The organism is Falsibacillus pallidus, assembly GCF_050990905.1.
Lineage (GTDB): Bacteria > Bacillota > Bacilli > Bacillales > DSM-25281 > Falsibacillus > Falsibacillus pallidus_A.
This window is the reverse complement of sequence record NZ_CP158866.1, coordinates 1,847,264-1,868,099: the sequence shown is the minus strand read 5'-3', so window position 1 is coordinate 1,868,099 and position 20,836 is coordinate 1,847,264. Positions and strand designations below refer to the sequence as shown.

Here is a 20,836-nt window from a genome sequence, read left to right as displayed (position 1 = left end):
GTTTTAAAGCTCCTTTATTTGACTCGCACAGGTGAAATGATGTGCATTTGATTCTCTGATCCAACTGGCTGGATTAAAATGGGTTTCATTGTCCCTCCAAAACGAATCAATACCTGTTCTTCCTTTATAGCTTTCAATGTATCGGCCAAATATTGGCTGTCCACCGCAACACTTAAGTCAATTTCCCCTTTGTGCGATAGAATGTGCTGTGACTCTTCAATTTTTCCGATTTCATTTGAGTGGGAGGTTATTTTTAATAGTGCTCCTTCTTTCACACTCAAAGAAATTGTATGATTTTTCGACTCATTGGCCAGCACTGCCGCCCGCTCTACTCCCTGTCTGAGCCGATTCTTATCCATAATGATTTCCATAATGGACCCAGATGGAATGATCCCATTTATTTCTGGATATTTTCCTTCTATTAATCTCGTAGTTAATGATATGTATGGATTCTGAAAGACGATCTGTCTGTCAGAAAAATGGACCATGACATCCCCTGATTCTGCTGCCATCAGCTTAATACATTCATTCACGGCTGATACGGGAATGATGGCGGTTCGCCGACCAGTTGTATCCAACGGCATTTTTCTTACAGCAAGCCGATTGGAATTTGTAGCCCCGACAGTGAGACCTGATTCATTTATCTCCATCAAAACACCGGTAAGAACAGGCCGTGAATTCGTATTTGCAGCAGCAAAGGCTGTTTGAGTAAACATTTCGATAAGGGTTTTCCCATTTACATTTATTGAAAAATTCGAATCCAGAACATCAAGATGGGTAAATTCAATCTCGTCAAAAGCGTTCATATGCACCGTAACTTCACCGGATTGAATGATGACGGACTGATTATTCTCTAAAATAAAATGGATGTCCTCGGGTAATTTTTTGACCACTTCATTTATATATTTTGAATTTATCACGCACTTTCCGCTTCGAAGTACCTGTAGGACTTTGTTATTCCCTGCTTGTATGGGAATCTTCTTTTTTATCATCAGCTCTAAATTGCATCCGATGATCTCTAGCCCATCTGCTTCTGCCTTGATCATGATTCCAAATGAAGCAGCATGCTGTGACTTATTGGGAGCAATTCTACTTACTTCAGAAATTGCCTTTGCAAAAATATTATGATTGACGATAAATTCCACAATAATCTCTCATTTCTAGATTCATTATTTAAAATCGGTAAATGGCTTCAAACGGAAGCTTACTTTTCCCACAACTTCTTTTTGATCTACAAATCCAATCCATGGCTTCCTGCTATCAGAACTAATTAATCGGTTATCCCCCATGACCCACAACTTGCCTTTTGGCACTCGTGTTTTTCCGGTCAGGGCTTTTAAAGTAAAGTCTGCTGTTAGGAATCCGGATTCCAATTCCTTTTTATATTGGTCTAAATAAGGTTCGGCAACAGGTTTTCCATTTCTATATAATTGGTCGTTTTTATATTCAATGGTGTCTCCCGGCAGTCCAATGACGCGTTTGACGTAGTCTTTGGTGGGAGTTGCATGAAAAATAATAATATCCCCATGATTAGGCTGTGAAAACTCATAGTTTACTTTATTAATAATCATATGATTCCCGTCTTGGAGTGTCGGCATCATTGATTCCCCTTTTACAATATAGGAGGAGAAGAGAAAAACCTTAACGATCATAGCAATAATCAATCCCAATACAATAGCTTTCAACCAGCTGTAAATTTCATTTTTTATACGATGTTCCATGCATTTCCACTCCCATTCTTTTTTCTACCACTATCATTCTAGCATAATTTTCCTTTTACTCCTGAAAATTGCTTGATTATTTAGAAAACAAAATTCAAAAAAGGAACCCAATATAAGATACTGGATTCCTTTTATCGTTAAATCATCTCCAGCTGCATTTCTTCATCTGCACTGAAAACTTGATTGCGGCCGCTATTTTTTGCTTTATACAGTGCTTTGTCCGCTACCATCAGAAGATTTTCTTTCTTAATATTTGGAAGGGACGCGATCCCTACAGATACGGTGATAGGTGCAGAAATCCGATTAATCCTTAAAGGCGCATCTGCCAAAACGAAGCGAATCCGCTCCATTACCTTTATGGCATCCTCCTCTGCACAGTTTGGCAGGATAACCACGAATTCCTCACCGCCATACCTTGCAACGATATCGATATCCCGGAGATTTTCAGAAATGATGCTGCTTACTTTCTGCAAAACCTTATCCCCGAAAATATGGCCATACGTATCATTTACTTTTTTGAAGTGGTCGATGTCGATGAATGCCACCGAAAATGGAGGAATGTCTTCTTCTGTATCCGTAAAGTCATTGTAGTACCTCATAAACGCCCTGCGATTATAGAGCTGTGTCAGTGGATCGATGCTCGCCTTTTCAATCAATTCGAGTTTATAGACATATTCCATGGTCAGATCTTTGACGATCCAAACCAGGAGCAAACTTAGCAAAATGTTGATCGGGAAAACGATCGGCATGATTAGTTTGAGGGTATCTTCGATCGGAAGAACGCCAAATGCGACGATGAAAGCCGTATTCATTACATTCAGTCCAACGACCATCCACCACATTTTTTTCTGATAGCTCCACCTCCGTGAAACCTGGGAAAGGATTAATCCCGCCAACGTAATGAGGCAGACATTTAAAAATCCAATCCACGCTGCATCGCTAACACCAAACGCAAATCGCATGATTCCGATGCCAAGACCTGTCATGATTATCTGCATCGCATTTCTCGCATACAAGGCAGCCAGGATAATCGGGATAAACCGAAGATCAAATATGACGGAACTCGTTAAGTGAATGCCGTAAATCATGGAAATCCAGCCTGTGAAAACGGCTATCAGCACTAGGATATATTCTTTTAAACGATCATTGATTTTCACTAAAAATTGTTTATAGAAAAACCCTGTTAAATAGATGATGGTGATCATAAGTCCGAGATTGACGAAATACTCTTTGACGCTGATCATAGGATCCCTCCTCTTGTCAAAAAAGTATAAGACGAATGAACCATGATGACGGAAAATGATTTAACATGTTCATGTTGTCATAGTAAAATCGTCACCAAACAAATATAGCGGCTTTTTTATCAAATTTCTACTACTGATGCTCTGATTACCACAATGATGAAGGAATTCACCTTAATGATTTCACCCTACTATTTTCCTATATTCCCGTATTTGTTTATTTCATGCCAACTAAATGTGCTGATGGGAATTTATTTTCCTTTTTGATGGAGCATAAATAAAAATGAGTCAATATTCACATAATTTTATTGGAATATTTTGAAAAAACACATCCTACGAACCTATGTTTCCCCCTCCCCTCCATGTTAAGCTAGAACCAACAACAAGAACAGCTTCATGAAAATAAAGGAGGAGGGGTTTGCATGAAGAAATATGTAAAGCTTGTTCCTAACCAATTGATTGAGCAGCTGTCAGAGGTTAACGAGGTGCCAAAAGGGGTCGAACTCATCAAAGCTCCCGAGATTTGGGATCAGGCTAAAGGAGCCGGAATCAAAGTTGCTGTGCTGGATACCGGCTGCGACACGAGCCATCCTGATTTGAAAGACCGGATCGCTGGAGGCAGGAATTTCACTGAAGATGATAATGGCGATCCGAACAGCTTCATGGACTACAATGGGCATGGGACCCATGTGTGCGGTACCATTGCTGCCAGCATGAATGGACAAGGCGTTGTAGGAGTAGCCCCTGAGGCAGAGATTCTGATGCTGAAGGTGCTTGGGAAAGACGGCTCCGGACAATATGAATGGATCACAAATGCCATTCAATATGCCATTGACCAAAAAGTGGACATCATTTCCATGTCGCTCGGCGGTCCAAGCGATGAAGCTGAACTTCACGACGTCATAAAAAAGGCAGTGATTGAAAACGGCATACTGGTCGTCTGTGCTGCCGGAAATGAAGGTGATGGCCGAAGCGAAACGGATGAATTCGGCTATCCTGGAGGATACAATGAGGTCATCAGCGTGGGCTCGGTTAACTTGGAGCGCGGGTCATCCGATTTTTCCAACTCCAATAATGAGGTCGATGTGGTTGCACCTGGCGAAAAAATCACCTCCACATTCCCAGGCGGCAAATACGCCACATTCAGCGGGACATCCATGGCAACACCTCATGTGGCAGGATCCCTTGCCCTATTAAAGGAATTGACACAAAAAACATTTGAGAGAAAACTGACTGAGCCAGAGTTATACGCCCAACTGATCAAGCGGACGGTACCGCTCGGCTATTCCCCAAAAGAGGAAGGCAATGGGCTCGTCTACCTGACCCTTGTTGAGGAAATGAAAAAAGTATACAACGAAAAGAAAATGGAATTGTTGTTTAATAGATGAATACCTGAAAGAACCCCGTTCCCTCTTCAATTAGGTGGCGGGGGTCTTTTTATTGAGCCTCTTATTGTAAGACATTTTTAGAATGCACCAAGAAAAAATTTACTTTTTATGGTATTATATAACAAATGTTATCCATGGACATAAACTACTAAATATAAGGAGTTGATTGTTTGATCTGGTTAATTGTCGGAGCTCCTGTTTTATTGATGATAAGTATTTCAATCTACTTTAGTAAAAAATCAGGCGCTGTGCCTCCAGATGTAAATCAAGGAAATAAAAATATTGAATCTGATACTATTAGGAATCAATTTTTAAATGGTGGGGGATAATTTTTTTGTTTGCAAAACTTCAGATGATGCCCCTTCGATAAAGACAGGTCCCTGAATTCGGCTGCAATTGGACTGATTCCGGGATTTTTATTTTTGCTCATCTTAAGTAAATAGCCATAGGTTCAGATTTAATTATGGTGGGAGAAAGCAATTATCTATTCGAAATGAGCTTTTTTTAAACTGCTTTATCAATTATTATCTAAGTCCTTATCAAGAAAAGAAGGCTTCCTTTTTTCATCTTCTTTTAGGCTATCGCGGTAATCTTTTTCTTTTACTAAAAGGGCTATGCCTATTATCAATGCCAAAACACTTAATATGATAGGGGTGTATCCCACTCCTTCCTGGCCGCTGGGAGATACTGATGCTGCTATGATATCAGCGCCGTAAAGAATGGACGCCATCAAGAAGAATATGATTGCTGCTGCAATACGGTTCATTGTCCATTTCTCCTTTCCGGGGTACTCATTCTTATTCCCAATCACTACGAAGAATGGAATAAAGAAGGACATCCTCCAACTCTCCATTCACCACCCAATAGTCGCGAAGATGCCCCTCCTGCTTCATGCCGACCTTTTCCATGAGCTTCACTGAGCCTGCATTCTCAGGCATCGTCTTAGCCCCGATGCGGTTCAGCTTCATTTTTTTGAATCCAAAATCAATGACTTCTTTCACGGCTTCTGTCATGATCCCCTTCCCCCAGTACTCAGGCGACAAGGAGTAAGCAAGTTCAATTCGTCCATGAGGCTTATGCCAGCGGACAAAACCGCAGAGGCCAATGACTTTCTTCTCTGATTTTAGTTCTATTGCCCAGTCGCTTTCGCAGTCTGTTTGGTAGTTTTTGATTAAAAGGTTGACGAGTTCCTTTGTTTTCCCCATATTCTCATGGTAATCCCAAGGGGTATATTTTGAAATCTCAGGTATTGAGGCATATTCAAAAATATCTTTGACATCGTTCTTCGTCACTTTCCGTAAGCGTAGGCGTTCCGTTTCCAAGGTAGGCAGCTGCTGAAAAATTCCAATCACACGAATTCCTCCTTTTTTACCCAATCATACCATAATCAGAAAAATACAAAAATACAAAAGGTACTTAGCGGCGCCTATGGCGACACCTAGGTGACAGGCACCAAGAAAAGCGCAAGCGCCTCGAACAGCCCCGACCAGCATAAGTCGGAACTCGAAGGAAATCCTGATTTCCGTAGAGTTCTGGCTTATGATTTCGAGGGGCTAGGCGCTGGAGCTGTACACCGCCCGGTTTTTGTCGATTTGTGTCGTAGTTTTGTTTGTCCATTTTCAAGTGGCGCAAAGGAAGGTGGTTTTCGCGCGAAGACTTCTTCTGCCGGCGCATAAGATGGTTTTTTCGCGCATAGACCCTGGAATTTCGCGCATAGCCGGTCATTTCTGGCGCATAGCCACCCTGGCGAGCCTGAAAACCCCTTAAATTCAGTGCTATTTTCCCCAATCTGATGGAATCGAGCGAAAATCAATAACAAATCGATACCTAAACACATTAAAAAACGGACCTGAATCAATCAGGTCCGGCACTAATCATTATTTTACCCCTGGGAACCAGCCCGGTGAGTTAACAATTGCATTCCAAAGCGGATCCGGAACAACAAGACGATCTTGTGCTTCCAAGTCCAGCTCCGTTTCAATTTCATTTTCACGCCCGTTTTCTACTTTCTGCACCCAATCAGGCTCGATGATCAATCCACGGCCAATCGCAACCAACGGTACTCCGCTTTCCATTGCATTCAATGCATCTTCTGCTGTGTAGACAGAACCGACGCCGATCACTGGAACTTTTTCACCAACGCGTTCTTGGATAACTTCTAAACGGGAACGGTCGATATCTGCCCCGCGGCGAACCTTGGAATCATACTCCATAAGTGAAACATGAAGATAGTCGAGGTCCTTCTTAGACAATTCATCCAAAAGGGCAAGCGTATCATCCATTGTGATCCCATTTTCATAAGGCTCTTCTGGAGAGAAGCGGTAGCCCACTAGGAAAGGACGATCTGCTTTTTCGGCCGCTTTTTTCACTTCATCCACTACTGCCATCGGGAACTTCATGCGTTTTTCCAAGCTTCCGCCCCACTCATCATTTCGGAGATTGGACTCACCGGAGAAAAATTGCTGAAGGAGATACCCGTTTGCTCCATGGATTTCCACGCCATCGTACCCAGCTTCAATGGCTCTTCTTGTCGTTTCTCCAAAGCTCTTGATAATCTCGTTAATTTCTTCCCCAGTTAACGGACGTGGAACTTTCCGTTCACCTGCCTGGCTTGATTTCACATCGCTTGCACTCACTACATCTCCATCAGGCACAAGATTTGGAGGACATTCGCGGCCGCCATGGAAGATTTGCAAGACAGCTTTCGCCCCTTTTCCTTTGATGGTGTCAGCAAGACTTTTCAAACTAGGAATCATTTCATCCCTGTCCCCGGCAAACTCCCCTGGGAACCCTTTCCCATTCGGTACCGTATACGTACAAGCTGTGATGACCATTCCAGGACCATCAGAGCGGCGGCCATAATAGTTCAACTCATTTTCCGTAACCGTTCCATCCGGCTTGGAAAGGAAGTTGGTCATGGGCGCCATGACAATCCGGTTTTTAACCGTCATATTTTTAAAAGAAAACTCTTCAAATAAAGGTTGAAATTTTTCATTCATTCTTGATGTTCTCCCTTCTTTTGCTCCAATTTTTCAGCATCATTTTCATGCTTCCCCATTGTATTACGGGACTCGGAAAAAAAGCGAAGCATTTGCTCAGCCAATACTCTATTTTGGGTAAAGACTGCTGGGAGTATTTATAATGACACGCTTTCCATAAACAAAAAAACCAGCCCCATTCGGGAACTGGTTCGTTTGCATTATGTAGGAGCCGCCATTGCCGTAAATAATATAAGAAAGTTTTAAACCACCACTCCTCAAAGTGGGTGTTCGCAGAAACGTTCATGTATGTCCTCCTTGTCGTATAGACAGAGGCTTGCCAGTCCGGTTTCAATTAAAACTCCCTATTACAGCTTAAAGGTTAAAACTTTATTATCGTTACGTACAACGCAGCTTGTATTAAGTATATTACTCCCTTTTCGAAAAAATATCAAATAAATTTCTCATACATTTTTTGACATCTTTCTACGCAGCGAGCGGAAATTTAATCCTGATGCTCGTCCCTTTTCCTGGTTCGCTTTCGACATCGATTTTGCCTTTCATAGCATGAATGAGCTGAAATGTAATCGTCATTCCAACACCGGTCCCCTTTTCCTTCGTGGTATAAAATGGGACGCCAAGCTTTTTCAGCTGCGAATGGGTCATTCCTTTTCCGCTATCCGAAATTTCGATCATGGCCTCTCCGTGCTTGTTAAAAACCTGGACCTTCAGTGTACCCCCATTATCCATAGCTTCAATGCCATTTTTCATGATATTGACGAGAATCTGCTTCACTTCGCCTTTATTGCCTTTCATATATAAATCCTCTTCGATAGACGTTTCAATATGGATGTTCTGAATATTGGAATAGGACTTCATTAATTCAATCGTCTTCTCCACTTCCTCTGACACGTTGATGATTGAAAGTCCCTCAGCACTCGGCTTTGCCATAGATAGGTAGTCGTTGATAATGGACTGGGCATGATTCAATTCATTCAGGGCGATGGAAATATAATGGCGGTGCGAATCCTTTAAGTTGTCATCATCTTTCATCAACTGGAGAAAACCATTTACAGAAGTCATGGGGTTCCGGACTTCATGTGCGACAGAAGCAGCGAGCTGGCTGATGACGTTCAATTTTTCGGCATGCTGCATTTCCTCTTTGATTGCATTTTGCTGGTTCACATTTTCGATGATAAAAACAACAATAATCAAACTGATCCAGGCGGCCAGGTAAAAAAGCAGCATGAATTGAATTTGTTCCGTTTTTCCGATTAACAGCAATGTAGAGCTCATCATGATTGTTTTAATCCAGTAGCATGAACTTACCAAGATGACTTTTAATCTTAAAGTGAAACGTTCGTATTTCACAGATATGTACCACATAAGAATAGTGCTCAATGAATAATTAAGAAGAATGACATAAAAGCCCGTCCCTCCCAAGAAGAAGCGATAAGTGATCATTGTCATGAATATGAGCATCCCAGGCATTCTTCCACAATAGAAAAAAGCAATAAAGTAAGGGATGACTCGAAAATCATATAAGTATCCATTTTCAATTTCTATAGGAAAAGACATTGTTAAAACTATCATCACTAAAAGAATGAATGTTAATTTGGAGTTCATTCTTTTTCTATCAATGGATTTTTCATGAAAAAATAAATGGTAGATCAACATTGGAAAAAGAACAATCAGAAGCTGATTAACGATGGATGAAAAATTAAAATCCATATGTGGTTCCCCTCAATTCTTCCTACAACTATATAGGTAATTCGATACATTTTTACAATTCCCTTCTGAATTTGAAATCGTTTTCCAATTATTTTTTTCGGGTATAGAAGGAAATGTAATTTTATTGTCGAAAAAAACTGGAAATAATCTGTTGACTTTATCTCGAATTCGAAATATAATTTATCTCGAAGTTAATTATTTTGAATTCGAGATAAAAATCAAAAACAAAGGTGGAGAAAATAATGACAAAACAAAAATGGGCAGTAGATGCTGCACACAGCAGTGTGGATTTTTCAATCAAACATATGATGATTGCGAATGTAAAGGGTGCATTTTTAAACTTTGAGGCAACAGTGGATGCTGATCCTACTGATCTAACCGATGCAGAAATCGATTTCTCAATTGATTTATCCAGTATTGATACACGCAACGAGGACCGCGACAACCATTTAAAATCTGCGGATTTCTTTGATGTTGAGCAATATCCGAAGATGACATTCAAATCAACGAAAGTCGTCAATAAAGGCGATCATGAATATGATGTAACAGGAGAGCTTTCCCTTCACGGAGTTTCAAAGCAAGAAACATTCCATGTGGCTTTTGAAGGACAAGGGAAAGATCCTTGGGGCAATGAAAAAGTAGGATTCAGTGCAGATGGCTCCATCAACCGAAGCGACTATGGATTGACTTGGAACTCTGCTCTTGAAACTGGCGGAGTGCTTGTAGGAGACAAAGTCAAAATCAACTTGCAAATCGAAGCTGCAAAAGCAGAATAAGCAGACTTGACAATATAAGTGTAAAAAAGCCGGAACCCAAGTGGATTCCGGCTTTTTTATATCGACAATAAACGACAGGATTCGGGCGGTGCCTGTCACCTGTAGTGTTAGTACTGCGTAAATGATTGAACGGTTTGTTTATCCAATCCCTGTACAATTGCGATTAAGAGCTTGACGGTGTTCTCGAGGTCCTGCTTGCTTGCCATGGATACGTGGCTGTGCATGTAGCGCGTTGGGACGCCGAGCACGATGCTTGGAATCCCTGATTTGTGCATATGGAATTTTCCTGCGTCTGTACCTCCGCCGAGCATCAGATCGATTTGATAAGGTATATTGTTCTTTTCAGCCGTTTCAATGATAAAATTCCGGAATCTTGTATTCGGGATCATGGACGAATCAAGGAATGTAATCAGTGCACCCTTGCCGAGGGCAACCGTCTTTTCACCTTTATGGCTCGGATCATCCTTGGATACACCCATATCCAATGCAATCGCTATATCCGGATCCATCACGTGTGGAAGCGTGGCAGCCCCGCGAAGTCCTACCTCTTCCTGTACGGTCGCACCAGCAAAGACCGTGTTCGGATGCTGTACACCTTGCAGCCCCTTCAATGTTTCCAAAGCCAAATAGCAGCCTGCGCGGTTGTCCATTGCCTTGGACAAAATCGTATCGTTGTCCGGCAGAATTTCAAATGGACAGATAGGCAAAACCGGATCTCCTACCTGGATCCCCCATTCTCTTACCATATCCCTGCTCTTTGCCCCGATATCAATGAACATTTCCTTCATCGGATACACTTTTGACCGTTCTTCAGGAGTCAGAATATGTGGGGGCTTTGAACCGATGACGCCAGTAAATTCCTTTTTCTCCGTGATGATCTTCACACGCTGGGCAAGCAGCACTTGATCCCACCAGCCGCCAAGCGGAGCAAAATACAAATATCCATCTTTTGTGATTTCTTTTACCATGAATCCAACTTCATCCATGTGGCCAGCAAGCATGATTTTCACATCCTTTGCAGTGCCGGACTTCTCACCGACAATGCTGCCCATATGGTCCGTCAGAATCTTCGCCCCGGTCTTTTCTATTTCACGGTGCATGATTTTGCGGATAGCCCCTTCAAAACCTGAAGTTCCATAAGCTTCCGTCAATTCTTTCAATAAATCCATTGTTCCACCATCCTTCAATATGTATCAATATTAGAATGAGTAGTGAATGGATTTTTATACCTGCCTCTCTTTTATTTCAAATGGTAGCCGATCTGCATTCCTGCAAAGGCGAGCAGGATACCAAAAGTGTAGCTGACTGCAAGGAACATGGCAGCGACCTTCCACTTGCGCTTGAAATGCAGTTCTATGTTCTCTACTTTAAATGTAGAAAACGTCGTAAAAGAGCCCATGAACCCTGTTCCCAACATTAATGCCCACATCGCATCCGGCTCTTTTCCATTGATGATCCCAAGTAAAAAAGAGCCGATTAAATTTACCAGGAGTGTCCCCAATGGAAAGTCAAAGGGGTACTTTTTCTTGGAAAAGTTGCTTAATCCGAACCTTGCCATTGCCCCAAAGAACGCTCCGATAGCTATATACAGACCATTTAGGATCATGTGGTCGTTCCCCCCTTCCGTCTCATTAAGTGTTTCAAATAAGCTTTATCTCCAATTTTATAGCCCGCCCATGCAAAAAGAAGGCCCCCCCATAAGCTGAGAAGCACGTAAAGAATCGCGAGACCGATATGGCTCCCCTTCATCAGCTGCACCGTTTCCACACTGAACGTGGAAAAAGTCGTGAACGAACCGACAAACCCTGTTCCTATGCCTTTTATCAGAAATGGATGAAGGATTTTTAACTTGAATAAATGAGCCGTAAATCCCCCTAAAATGAAACAACCCGCTAAATTGGTGATCAGAGTAGCCAGCGGGAATGTATGAGTCCAGTAATCCCCAACGAGAATCCCTAAATAATATCGGCAAAGCGCCCCAAGAATGCCGGCTGCACCGACGATAATATAAACCATGATTTCACCTCTCTCTTATTTTTCTCCAAAAAAATAGACTCCTACCAGAGAAAAATCAATCCGGTAGGAGTCATCAGTCTTAAAAGACAATTATGGCGAACTCCATCGCCTATTTGAATAGTTTAATTATAGCGTATTTGGCGGATTTTCGGAAGAAATTATTGGGTTCTAGCAAATTTACTACATGTTCTAGTAAATATTCATGCTCTTCTAGTAAAAGTGAGCCATGTTCTAGCAAAACTCACAAAGTTTCCAGTAAATCTCCTTCAAGGCCAAAAAAACAACCCCGAATTATTCGGGGCCGCAACTCGCAAATTAGCTGAAGCACATGAAATTTCGGATCTGGTTATAGCGGTAGCTCACTTTCTGCCTGCGTCCGCGGTTCCATGTATATCCGGAAACCCCGTTTTGTCTGATTTCTGTCGGGAAGAACCAGAAGTCGCGGCCAGGACGGCGGAGCCCCATATAGCCCCAGTTCCCCAGGCATCCGCACATCATTTTTCGGATTTGGTTACCTTGGATTCCGGATTTGAATTGTGCCGGCGCCTGTGGAACCTGAGCAGGCGGTGGTCCTGGAGGCGCATCCTCTGCGTCATCCGGACGATAGATTTCTTCTTCGACATCCCTTTCTGCGTATGGATCCCCATAGGCCGCATAGGGCCAATAGTATTGCGGCGGCAATTCACTGTAATACGGGTAAGGATACATTGGTTGATTGTTCATCATTCGATTCCTCCCTAAGCTAAAAATCACATCTGTGATAGCCTATGAAAGAAATCTTCAAATGGTAGCTAATTTATTTTATTTTTTCAATGGCTCTATTTTACTGACCTTAACGATAATTGATTCATAACCGACTGGGATTCTAATAGGCTTATGCCTTTCTTAGCCATAAGACTAAAAGATTTTTCCACTTTTTTATCGGTACCTCCACCAACTCCATCCATGATTACCGTCGTACGAAAACCTTTTTTGATGGAGCCTAACGCTGTTGCTTTTATACATCCTTCTGCAAATACACCCATGATAAAAAGGTGGTTCACTTTATTATTATGCAAATAATGGGTAAGCACGGGATTGGTTAACGCATTTCCTTGTTTTTTGGAAAAATAACTGTCATTCACACGCTTCAACCTATCGTCCAGTTCAGCCCCATATGATCCTCTCAAGGAAGCACCGTTGCGAAAAAAATTGCCGATTATTTGAGTTCTCTCAAATTCATTTGCTACATAGATGACAGGCAGATTGGATAAATGAAATAATTCGGACACTTCATTGATTCGAGATATGATAGGCTCCATTTGATGTTCTGCTATCGGGAAGCGACCTGACGGCAGGACAAAATCTTTTTGAATATCTAAGATCAACAGTGCAGACGTCAAATAGATCTCCTCTTTTCAGAAGTACTTTCCCTTATTTTCTATAATTCATTTAAAAATCCCTGCCATCTTTACACTTTTAATTCCGGATGACTCAGCATGGACTTTTCGATTTGAATGGTACTGTGTTCGATTTTATATTCAACCTTTAACAATCCAATCAATTTTTGCAGCAAATCCTGTTCATTGCGATCTTCTTCTATTTGAACGTGGCAGGTAAAGAGGTCCATTCCGGATGTGATGGTCCAGATGTGGATGTCATGCACTTCAAGCACACCGTCCACTTCTTTCAGCCGCTCGGTCATTTCTTCCTCATTGCAATGATCGGGAGTCCCTTCCATGAGAATATGCACGCTGTTCTGCAGGATGCCCCATGCACTTTTTAGAATCAAGAGGCCGACAATGACCGAGATGATTGGATCGGCTATATACCATTTGAAAAACATGATCAGAAGGCTTGCCCCAATCGCTCCTATGGAACCGAGCGTATCCCCAAGGACATGAAGATAGGCACTTTTTAAATTAAGATTCTCCTTCACATCCCCTTTTTTCATTAAGAACCAGGCGCTCAATAAGTTTGACAACAATCCTAAAATCGCTATGATGAGCATGGTTCCACTTGACACCTCAGGCGGATGGACAAACCGCTTATAAGCTTCATAAAAAATGAATGCGGTAATAACAAATAAAGTGATGGCATTGAATAAGGCAGCTAAAATTTCGAACCGATAGTATCCATAAGTTTTATTAGGCGACGGCGGTCGGCTGGCAAACCAGATTGCGAGCAGACTCAAGCCAAGCGACGCTGTATCGCTCAGCATATGCCCACTGTCTGAGAGCAATGCCAGACTGTTAGATATTAATCCGCCGATAAACTCGGCGATCATAAAGAGAAGCGTAATAATGAACGCAGCCAAAAGCCCCTTTCGATTGCCTTCTCGGGCGGCATCAAACCCATGGTCATGATGATGGTGATGTGACAAAATTGATCCCTCCTAGCAAAAATTATTCGACAAAAACCGGGTGTCACTTCGGTTTCATTCTTATTCACCACTCTAATTTTCTTTTGCTATGACGGCATTGATGATTCCACCCAGGATGATGATCATAGCGGATAGGTAAAACCAGAGCATCAGGACGACGATGCTGCCGACTTGTCCATATAGGACTGAATAGTTGTTCCCCTTCACATAGGAAGCAAAACCGAGTGATCCAAGCTGCCAGCAAATCGTCGAGAATATGGCCCCAGGCACTACGTTCTTTAATTGAAGCCTGATATTCGGAGAAAAATAAAATAATCCCAAGAAAAACAAAAACAAGAATAGGCTTCCCACTCCCCAATGGATAATCAGCTGAATTCGGTACAACTGGTCAATCGGCAATGCTCCGTTGATCGTATGGCGAAGCATACGTTCAAAAACCGGAACAAACACCGAGAATAATATGGCGATCATAAAGCCGATTGTCAGCAAAATCCCTTCCAACACTTCCTTCAAGAAATGATGTTTTCCTGTGATCCCATAGGCAGCATTCAACACCCGCTTCATGCTCTGAAATCCCATCGAAGAGAGCCAAAGGGTAATGATCAAACTGATGGGCAGTATATTTCCTTTTTGCTTCATGACGGTATATGTAAGGGTATCTTCAATTAATTGATACGTACTGACAGGCGCATAGGGCCGCAGCATTTCTAAGACGACATCCGCCCGTATCGGCACAAATGCCAATAATGAATAAATCAGCAGCAAAAATGGAAAGACAGACATCAAAAAATAGTACGCCATCTGCGCAGATAAATCGTACACCCGCAGCGTAAAAAATCGGATGCCCACTTCCTTCACGATATTCACTCTCATACCACACCCCTCCCATTCTCAGGGCACTGAAAAAATTCAATCATCCCTTAGTTTTCCCTGTTTGGGTGAAAAATTAAACCAATATTGAGGAAGAGTTATGATTTCAGATCAACACGAATCAAGGGACTTGGACCCATTTTCAAGAAAAGTGGACAATTTGTTTATACCTTCTTAGGTATAGCTGAATATAATTTACTATTCCTATTGAAAGGAGACATGTTTTATGTCATCTGAGCAAAATGAAAAAAAATTAGTGGAAGATCAAAATACTCCTTGCGGATGCGGCGTACCTGCTGCACCTCAACAACCAAATCAAGAGGGCTGTACGAATGCAGTCAGCCAGCAGGTTTGCGTAGAAGCGGTCGTCACTATTACTCCAACAGTAACACCAGGAACCCCAATGGTAGCATGCGTTGGACTTCCTTCTGTAGGGACCACTTGTGCTGACCTTGGCTTTACACCAAGTACAACCGTACCGGGATCCTGTACTACTTCTTTTGCCCAAGTTCTATGCGTTACAATGCCGCTTACATTCAATGCAGATGTTGTTGCAACACCAGGCGGCGTAGGCTGTGGACCTGCATTTAATGCACCGAACTGCCCAGTTGTTTAGTAGAATTAGCGTTTATGAAATTTAATATAGAAAGGAGTAGAACTATGGCAAAAGAAAATATAGTTGTTCAGCAAGAGCAAGGTTGTACCAACGCAGTCAGCCAGCAAGTCTGTGTGGAAGCTCTCGTCACAATTACACCAACAGTAACCCCCGGAACACCAATGGTAGCTTGTGTTGGACTTCCTTCTGTAGGGACCACTTGTGCTGAACTAGGCTTTACACCAAGCACAACTGTACCTGGCTCCTGTACGACATCTTTCGCACAAGTACTCTGCGTCACCATGCCGCTTACTTTCAATGCGGATGTCGTTGCAACACCTGGAGCTGTGGGATGCGGGCCAGCATTTAATCAGCCCAACTGTCCAATAAGTACGGCCTGTACGTTGTCTAGAGGTTATTTCAGTAATCATCCAGATGAAACAAATGCATTAATCACTGCGGCTGGAGGATCGATTATTTTAGGAGAAGGAACACAGGGCCTCAGTTTAACCGCAACAACTTTAAATGCTACAGCTATCCTCTCAGGGGATGCACCAATTCCTCCAACACCGGCTAATCCACCTTTACGAGGGCAATACCAAGCTCTTTATGCTCAATTATTGGCTGCCAACTTAAATGTATTAAACGGAGCAGGCTGTCAATTTGCTCTTGATACGATCGATGATGCCAACACATTCTTGGCAAATTCACCAACAGGGGGAACAACAGGCGCACCTGAATTCACAGGGTTATTAGATGAATATAACCTTGGACTTGTGGAAAATTGCCCTGGACCATGTGAAGAACAGTAATAAAAATATAAAACAGACAGCCCAATGACTGTCTGTTTATTCAATATTGATCATCATCTAAATATTCTTGCCGACCTAAATCTTCTTCTTCATCACAGTGCGGGCACGGCCCAGGACCCGGTTTATCGCAAGCAACTTTATCCGGCCTCACGACAGCCTCTGCACTAAAGACCAGCGGGATTGAGATACATAATTCTTGGCCGACACTAAATGTGCATTCATCTCCATGATGGCAGCTGGTATCAAATGTCTCCACATATGGCAGCGCTTTTCTCATAGTTCTTGGACCATTTGAAGTAGTTAAGTGGGAATCATGGTGTCTATTAGTAATATGCGATTTTCCGCATATTACTTTCACGCCATCTCCAATGGTCACCCTTGGTTTGATCGTTACGAGCGCTTCTACACATACATTCTGATGAACAATGGAAACACATGTAGTCGTCTCTCCACCCTCATTCACTTCTACTTCATCAATCAGTTCCTCATCAAGACTTTCATCATGATCGTGGTGATCGGACATTGCCCTCATTCCCTTCTTTCACTATCCATAAAAAAAATCCTATTTCCATTAAATGAATAGACGTTGGGTGCCGACATAGGCATTAGCGGAATTTTGGGCAAATTGGGCGGAACTTACGAATATTACTCTACCTTAAATATTTCTTTTGCTGTAAAAATTGCATTCAACACCCTGGGAAATCCAGCGTAAGGAGCACAATGCATAATGGCCTCAACGACTTCATTTTTCGTGAGCCCCACATTTAATCCTGCCTGAAGATGTACCTTGAGCTGCGGCTCACATCCACCCAATACCGTAAGAGCGGTAATTGTTACAAGCTGCCTCTGCTTCAAATCCAATCCTTCTCTGTTGTAAATATCCCCAAAAGCAAATTCCACAACGTATTTTCCTAAGTCAGGGGCAATATCTTTTAGGGAATCAATGACCCTCTGTCCCCCTTCCCCATCCACTTCCATTAATTTTGACCAACCTTTTTCAAAACGAATTTTATCCATCCTTCACTTCCCCTTTCGTTTATTCTTTTCTCAGAATAAACGTTAGAGTGCACTCTATAGCAAGCACAATTATGTTATAATTTTCCTATGACGACAAAAATATTTTCCATTCAAAAAATGGCTAAACAAACAGGTTTATCCGTTCACACACTTCGTTACTATGAAAAAATCGGACTATTAAATGATGTAAAAAGGGATGAAAATGGCTATCGCCAATACGGGGAAAAAGATATTCTCTGGATTGAGTTTCTCATCAGGTTGAAAGACACCGGTATGTCGATTGAAAACATGAAGCTCTTTTCGGCCCTACGCAGTGAAGGGGATGAAACCATTTCTGCAAGGATAAAGCTTCTAGAGTCCCATCAAAATGAGGTGCAGAAGCAGATTCAATCTTTAAAGGAAAATCTGAATAAAATTGAGGAGAAGATTTTGCATTATCAAGCATTGGAGGAAAATGAGGATGGAAATACGACACGTTGAAAGTTCAGATTATAATGTCATTCTGCCGGTTCTAAATGATTGGTGGGGTGGCAGACAAATGGCCGACATGCTTCCGAGGCTATTCTTTGAACATTTTTCCTATACTTCCTTTATCATTGAGGAAGACAATCAGATTATCGGATTCTTAATTGGATTTCTTTCTCAAAGCAAGCAAGATGAGGCGTATATTCATTTTGTCGGCATCCATCCTGCCTATCGTAAAAAAGGAATTGGACAATTGCTGTATCACCGTTTTTTTGAAGCTGCCTCCATGCAAGGCCGCAGCGTTATAAGGTGTGTCACATCGCCGATTAATAAAGGATCCATCGCTTTTCACACGAAAATGGGGTTCGCAATCGAAGATCAGACATCCGGGAATTCTAAAGATTACGACGGACCAGGACAGGACCGCGTGCGGGTTATGAAAAAGTTGAGTTAGAGGGATACTATTTGCAGATATTTGAAGAGGAAATGGAGATATTCTCTATTATTGGTTTTTCAACATGCGTTTAAAGTCTTTAATTTCACTTTCCTGTTTAATAGATCGGATTGCTAAAATATCAATAATTCTTTGCTGGTCATTTAATGATTCTTTAAGTTCATCGGTTTTTACATCAATATGTTTCTCAATTTTTTCAAAATATGGACCAAGACTATTAATGAGATTATTTTTAACATTTGACAGGTCTACTTTAACTTCTGACATACCTCCTTTTACATTTGACAAATCCACTTTAACTTCTGACATATCTCCTTTTACATTTGACAGATCCACTTTAACCTCTGACATATCGCCCTTTACATTTGACAGATCCACTTTTACCTCTGACATATCGCCCTTTACATTTGACAGATCCACTTTTACCTCTGACATATCGCCCTTTACATTTGACAAATCTACTTTAACCTCTGACATATCGCCCTTTACATTTGACAAATCTACTTTAACTTCTGACATATCTCCTTTTACATTTGACAAATCTACTTTAACTTCTGACATATCTCCTTTTACATTTGACAAATCCACTTTAACCTCTGACATATCTCCTTTTACATTTGACAGATCCACTTTAACCTCTGACATATCGCCCTTTACATTTGACAAATCTACTTTAACTTCTGACATATCTCCTTTTACATTTGACAAATCCACTTTAACTTCTGACATATCTCCTTTTACATTTGACAAATCCACTTTAACTTCTGACATATCGCCCTTTACATTTGACAAATCTACTTGAATACTTGATACATCTACCTTCAGTTCCTGTTGTCCTTCTTTGAGTTCTTGTAATTCATTGAGAATTAATTTCAAAGTCTCTTTCATTAAAATCCCTCCTATCTCTTTTAAATAATAACACAGTTTGGAGGAAACTTTGAAACTTCCATTTTCCTTTCATTTGGCTACCAATACGACGGCATCGCTCTCATTTGCTCAATAAGGACTAACTCTTTTTTTCAAGAGGGCATCAGCTTCTTTTATACTATCAATTAGCCAAACAGGAGCTTTAGGATGTTTAATAATTTCATCCGTTGACATCCAATATACCGCATTGACTTCATCTGGACTTTTAACAAAAGGTTCCCCCTCTTCAAACTCACAGAGAAAAACAATATCAATTACCTCTTCATCATTATGTAACTTAAATGAGGTGTTACTTACATAGTCTAACTTTTCTTTTACTGTTACTCCAACTTCTTCGAATAGTTCCCGGCGTAATGTTCTCTCTAAAATCTTTACGGAGTTGCCTTCATTCTCAACTGTACCCCCTACTAAAGAAAGAAGCCCTCCCGCATGTTGTTCTTTCAAACTGCGTTCAATAATTAGCCATTTATCTTCCTTATATACAGCACCTTCAACATTGACAAAAAACATCTCTAACACTCCCTAGGTGAATCGTACTGTCTTAACATTCTATATAATGTTTTTCTATAAATTGCTATCGATTCGACGGCCAAGCCCCCTGCAATTTCCGGATCTGCATGATCTGCCCAGTGTGATAGGCATCATGAAGGAAGATGTCCATTAATTTCCCTTCAAGTTCCCGTATTTCTTCATCTGTTTTTTTCATCAGAAGGTCCCTGAGTTTCAAATGGGCCTCTTCTACTCGTTCAATGATATTCTTCCACTCCGTCTCGTCACTTGATTGTTTTGTAAAATGGAAATTCTCATCCCCACTGAGGTTATACGGCCACTCGTTTCCTTCCAACTGGGCCACAAGCCTCTCCTTATAATACATAACATGATTAACGTTTTCCCAAATCGATTTCGCTGCTTCCCCAGAAGGTTTCCAGCATGCCTGTTCCGCAGTGATGCCTTCAATGGAAGGTTTCAATGGAGCATACCAGCTCTCTTGGTCATAAGTTGAATCCAAAACATTTATTAATAAACTTTTTCTAGACATACTTTCCATCTCCTCATTCATTGTAATTCATACTTGAAAAATAACCTTTGATTTCCTCTAATTCCTCTACAAGGATTAGTCGTCTTGCTTGCAGTTCTTCCTCTTGCATTTTAAGCCCTTCAGCATGTTCCTCCAATTGTTCCAGGACCTCTTTCATCAATCTCAAATCCCCACAGCCTAAAGCTTTTTTCAACTTAAATAATGATTGGATATCCACGAGAGCAAGACCAAAATCTTTCATCTCACGAATCACCTGAAAATTGGCAATCTCTTTTTCTCCATATTTTTTATACGGACCAACCCAATCCGGTGACAACAGTTCCAATTCCTCATAATGGCGCACCGTATGTTTGGTTGTTTTCATTAAGTCTGCAAATTCACCGATTCTCATGGAACTTCTTCCTCTCCAGGTGTTGACGTCGGGTCTACCCGATGGTGTTAAAT

27 protein-coding genes, 1 other RNA gene and 1 riboswitch are annotated in these 20,836 nt (G+C 41.5%); of the genes, 7 read left to right on the top strand and 21 right to left on the bottom strand.

The window, feature by feature from the left end; all coding sequences use genetic code 11:
• Positions 1 to 14: 14 nt before the first annotated feature.
• From dnaN to ABTV07_RS09850, 3 genes are all read right to left on the bottom strand, one after another.
• On the bottom strand, positions 15 to 1,145 hold the full coding sequence (gene dnaN, locus ABTV07_RS09860) for a DNA polymerase III subunit beta (protein WP_433750652.1): 1,131 nt from the start codon (positions 1,143 to 1,145) through the stop codon (positions 15 to 17).
• A gap of 24 nt (positions 1,146 to 1,169) precedes the next feature.
• A complete protein-coding gene (gene lepB / locus ABTV07_RS09855; protein WP_433750650.1) occupies positions 1,170 to 1,721 on the bottom strand; it encodes a signal peptidase I in 552 nt (183 codons plus the stop codon).
• A gap of 137 nt (positions 1,722 to 1,858) precedes the next feature.
• Positions 1,859 to 2,965, bottom strand: a complete 1,107-nt coding sequence (locus ABTV07_RS09850; RefSeq protein ID WP_433750647.1) for a GGDEF domain-containing protein — start codon at positions 2,963 to 2,965, stop codon at positions 1,859 to 1,861.
• Positions 2,966 to 3,384: 419 nt separating this feature from the next.
• On the opposite strand from ABTV07_RS09850, the gene ABTV07_RS09845 reads away from it, so the two are divergent.
• Positions 3,385 to 4,350: a S8 family peptidase gene (locus ABTV07_RS09845; protein ID WP_433750644.1), complete on the top strand. Its 966-nt coding sequence runs from the start codon at positions 3,385 to 3,387 to the stop codon at positions 4,348 to 4,350.
• A gap of 170 nt (positions 4,351 to 4,520) precedes the next feature.
• The gene (locus ABTV07_RS09840) at positions 4,521 to 4,679 is read left to right on the top strand and encodes a hypothetical protein (RefSeq protein WP_433750641.1); all 159 of its coding nucleotides are present in this window, start codon (positions 4,521 to 4,523) and stop codon (positions 4,677 to 4,679) included.
• Between the two features lie 188 nt (positions 4,680 to 4,867).
• Here ABTV07_RS09840 and ABTV07_RS09835 read toward each other — a convergent pair whose 3' ends face one another.
• The 5 genes from ABTV07_RS09835 to ABTV07_RS09815 form a co-directional block, all read right to left on the bottom strand.
• Entirely contained in the window at positions 4,868 to 5,116 is a 249-nt protein-coding gene (locus ABTV07_RS09835) for a hypothetical protein (protein ID WP_433750638.1), read from the bottom strand.
• A gap of 31 nt (positions 5,117 to 5,147) precedes the next feature.
• Complete coding sequence (locus ABTV07_RS09830) at positions 5,148 to 5,702, bottom strand: GNAT family N-acetyltransferase (RefSeq protein ID WP_433750635.1); 555 nt, start codon at positions 5,700 to 5,702, stop codon at positions 5,148 to 5,150.
• A 525-nt stretch (positions 5,703 to 6,227) separates the two neighbouring features.
• Positions 6,228 to 7,349, bottom strand: coding sequence for an NADH-dependent flavin oxidoreductase (locus ABTV07_RS09825; RefSeq protein WP_433750632.1), 1,122 nt, complete (start codon positions 7,347 to 7,349; stop codon positions 6,228 to 6,230).
• A 204-nt stretch (positions 7,350 to 7,553) separates the two neighbouring features.
• Positions 7,554 to 7,748, bottom strand: a non-coding RNA gene (gene ssrS / locus ABTV07_RS09820) — 6S RNA.
• Between the two features lie 66 nt (positions 7,749 to 7,814).
• Entirely contained in the window at positions 7,815 to 9,059 is a 1,245-nt protein-coding gene (locus ABTV07_RS09815; RefSeq protein ID WP_433750630.1) for an ATP-binding protein, read from the bottom strand.
• Between the two features lie 242 nt (positions 9,060 to 9,301).
• Between ABTV07_RS09815 and ABTV07_RS09810 the strand changes: the two genes are divergently transcribed.
• The gene (locus tag ABTV07_RS09810) at positions 9,302 to 9,835 is read left to right on the top strand and encodes a YceI family protein (protein WP_433750627.1); all 534 of its coding nucleotides are present in this window, start codon (positions 9,302 to 9,304) and stop codon (positions 9,833 to 9,835) included.
• A gap of 107 nt (positions 9,836 to 9,942) precedes the next feature.
• On the opposite strand, the gene ABTV07_RS09805 is transcribed toward ABTV07_RS09810, so the two are convergent.
• The 7 genes from ABTV07_RS09805 to ABTV07_RS09775 form a co-directional block, all read right to left on the bottom strand.
• Positions 9,943 to 11,004, bottom strand: a complete 1,062-nt coding sequence (locus ABTV07_RS09805; protein ID WP_433750624.1) for a M42 family metallopeptidase — start codon at positions 11,002 to 11,004, stop codon at positions 9,943 to 9,945.
• A gap of 71 nt (positions 11,005 to 11,075) precedes the next feature.
• Complete coding sequence (gene crcB, locus ABTV07_RS09800) at positions 11,076 to 11,441, bottom strand: fluoride efflux transporter CrcB (RefSeq protein WP_433750621.1); 366 nt, start codon at positions 11,439 to 11,441, stop codon at positions 11,076 to 11,078.
• Positions 11,438 to 11,851: a fluoride efflux transporter CrcB gene (crcB, locus tag ABTV07_RS09795; RefSeq protein ID WP_433750618.1), complete on the bottom strand. Its 414-nt coding sequence runs from the start codon at positions 11,849 to 11,851 to the stop codon at positions 11,438 to 11,440. Before crcB (ABTV07_RS09795) ends, crcB (ABTV07_RS09800) begins: the two co-directional genes overlap by 4 nt.
• A 57-nt stretch (positions 11,852 to 11,908) precedes the next feature.
• Positions 11,909 to 11,970, bottom strand: a riboswitch (Fluoride riboswitch).
• Between the two features lie 196 nt (positions 11,971 to 12,166).
• Complete coding sequence (locus ABTV07_RS09790) at positions 12,167 to 12,574, bottom strand: hypothetical protein (RefSeq protein WP_433751174.1); 408 nt, start codon at positions 12,572 to 12,574, stop codon at positions 12,167 to 12,169.
• A gap of 95 nt (positions 12,575 to 12,669) precedes the next feature.
• Positions 12,670 to 13,233, bottom strand: a complete 564-nt coding sequence (locus ABTV07_RS09785) for a cysteine hydrolase family protein (protein ID WP_433750615.1) — start codon at positions 13,231 to 13,233, stop codon at positions 12,670 to 12,672.
• A gap of 68 nt (positions 13,234 to 13,301) precedes the next feature.
• Positions 13,302 to 14,213 (bottom strand): cation diffusion facilitator family transporter, encoded by a 912-nt coding sequence (locus ABTV07_RS09780; protein ID WP_433750612.1) that lies wholly within the window; start codon positions 14,211 to 14,213, stop codon positions 13,302 to 13,304.
• A gap of 72 nt (positions 14,214 to 14,285) precedes the next feature.
• Entirely contained in the window at positions 14,286 to 15,086 is an 801-nt protein-coding gene (locus ABTV07_RS09775) for a YihY/virulence factor BrkB family protein (RefSeq protein WP_433750609.1), read from the bottom strand.
• A 223-nt stretch (positions 15,087 to 15,309) separates the two neighbouring features.
• Here ABTV07_RS09775 and ABTV07_RS09770 point away from each other — a divergent pair, with 223 nt between their 5' ends.
• Positions 15,310 to 15,699 carry a hypothetical protein gene (locus ABTV07_RS09770; RefSeq protein ID WP_433750607.1) on the top strand — a complete coding sequence of 130 codons (390 nt, stop codon included), beginning with the start codon at positions 15,310 to 15,312 and terminating at the stop codon, positions 15,697 to 15,699.
• Between the two features lie 44 nt (positions 15,700 to 15,743).
• Positions 15,744 to 16,490 (top strand): hypothetical protein, encoded by a 747-nt coding sequence (locus ABTV07_RS09765; protein WP_433750604.1) that lies wholly within the window; start codon positions 15,744 to 15,746, stop codon positions 16,488 to 16,490.
• A gap of 40 nt (positions 16,491 to 16,530) precedes the next feature.
• Here ABTV07_RS09765 and ABTV07_RS09760 read toward each other — a convergent pair whose 3' ends face one another.
• Positions 16,531 to 17,013, bottom strand: a complete 483-nt coding sequence (locus tag ABTV07_RS09760; RefSeq protein WP_433750601.1) for a hypothetical protein — start codon at positions 17,011 to 17,013, stop codon at positions 16,531 to 16,533.
• A 122-nt stretch (positions 17,014 to 17,135) separates the two neighbouring features.
• Positions 17,136 to 17,507: a carboxymuconolactone decarboxylase family protein gene (locus ABTV07_RS09755; RefSeq protein ID WP_433750598.1), complete on the bottom strand. Its 372-nt coding sequence runs from the start codon at positions 17,505 to 17,507 to the stop codon at positions 17,136 to 17,138.
• Positions 17,508 to 17,594: 87 nt separating this feature from the next.
• Here ABTV07_RS09755 and ABTV07_RS09750 point away from each other — a divergent pair, with 87 nt between their 5' ends.
• Complete coding sequence (locus ABTV07_RS09750; protein WP_433750595.1) at positions 17,595 to 17,987, top strand: MerR family transcriptional regulator; 393 nt, start codon at positions 17,595 to 17,597, stop codon at positions 17,985 to 17,987.
• On the top strand, positions 17,968 to 18,426 hold the full coding sequence (locus tag ABTV07_RS09745) for an N-acetyltransferase family protein (RefSeq protein ID WP_433750594.1): 459 nt from the start codon (positions 17,968 to 17,970) through the stop codon (positions 18,424 to 18,426). Before ABTV07_RS09750 ends, ABTV07_RS09745 begins: the two co-directional genes overlap by 20 nt.
• 48 nt (positions 18,427 to 18,474) lie before the next feature.
• On the opposite strand, the gene ABTV07_RS09740 is transcribed toward ABTV07_RS09745, so the two are convergent.
• The 4 genes from ABTV07_RS09740 to ABTV07_RS09725 all read right to left on the bottom strand — a co-directional run bounded on the left by ABTV07_RS09740 (position 18,475) and on the right by ABTV07_RS09725 (position 20,783).
• A complete protein-coding gene (locus tag ABTV07_RS09740; protein WP_433750592.1) occupies positions 18,475 to 19,314 on the bottom strand; it encodes a hypothetical protein in 840 nt (279 codons plus the stop codon).
• Positions 19,315 to 19,422: 108 nt separating this feature from the next.
• On the bottom strand, positions 19,423 to 19,863 hold the full coding sequence (locus ABTV07_RS09735) for an NUDIX hydrolase (protein ID WP_433750589.1): 441 nt from the start codon (positions 19,861 to 19,863) through the stop codon (positions 19,423 to 19,425).
• A 64-nt stretch (positions 19,864 to 19,927) separates the two neighbouring features.
• Positions 19,928 to 20,392, bottom strand: coding sequence for a DinB family protein (locus ABTV07_RS09730; RefSeq protein ID WP_433750586.1), 465 nt, complete (start codon positions 20,390 to 20,392; stop codon positions 19,928 to 19,930).
• A gap of 13 nt (positions 20,393 to 20,405) precedes the next feature.
• Positions 20,406 to 20,783 (bottom strand): MerR family transcriptional regulator, encoded by a 378-nt coding sequence (locus ABTV07_RS09725; RefSeq protein ID WP_433750583.1) that lies wholly within the window; start codon positions 20,781 to 20,783, stop codon positions 20,406 to 20,408.
• Between the last annotated feature and the right edge of the window lie 53 nt (positions 20,784 to 20,836).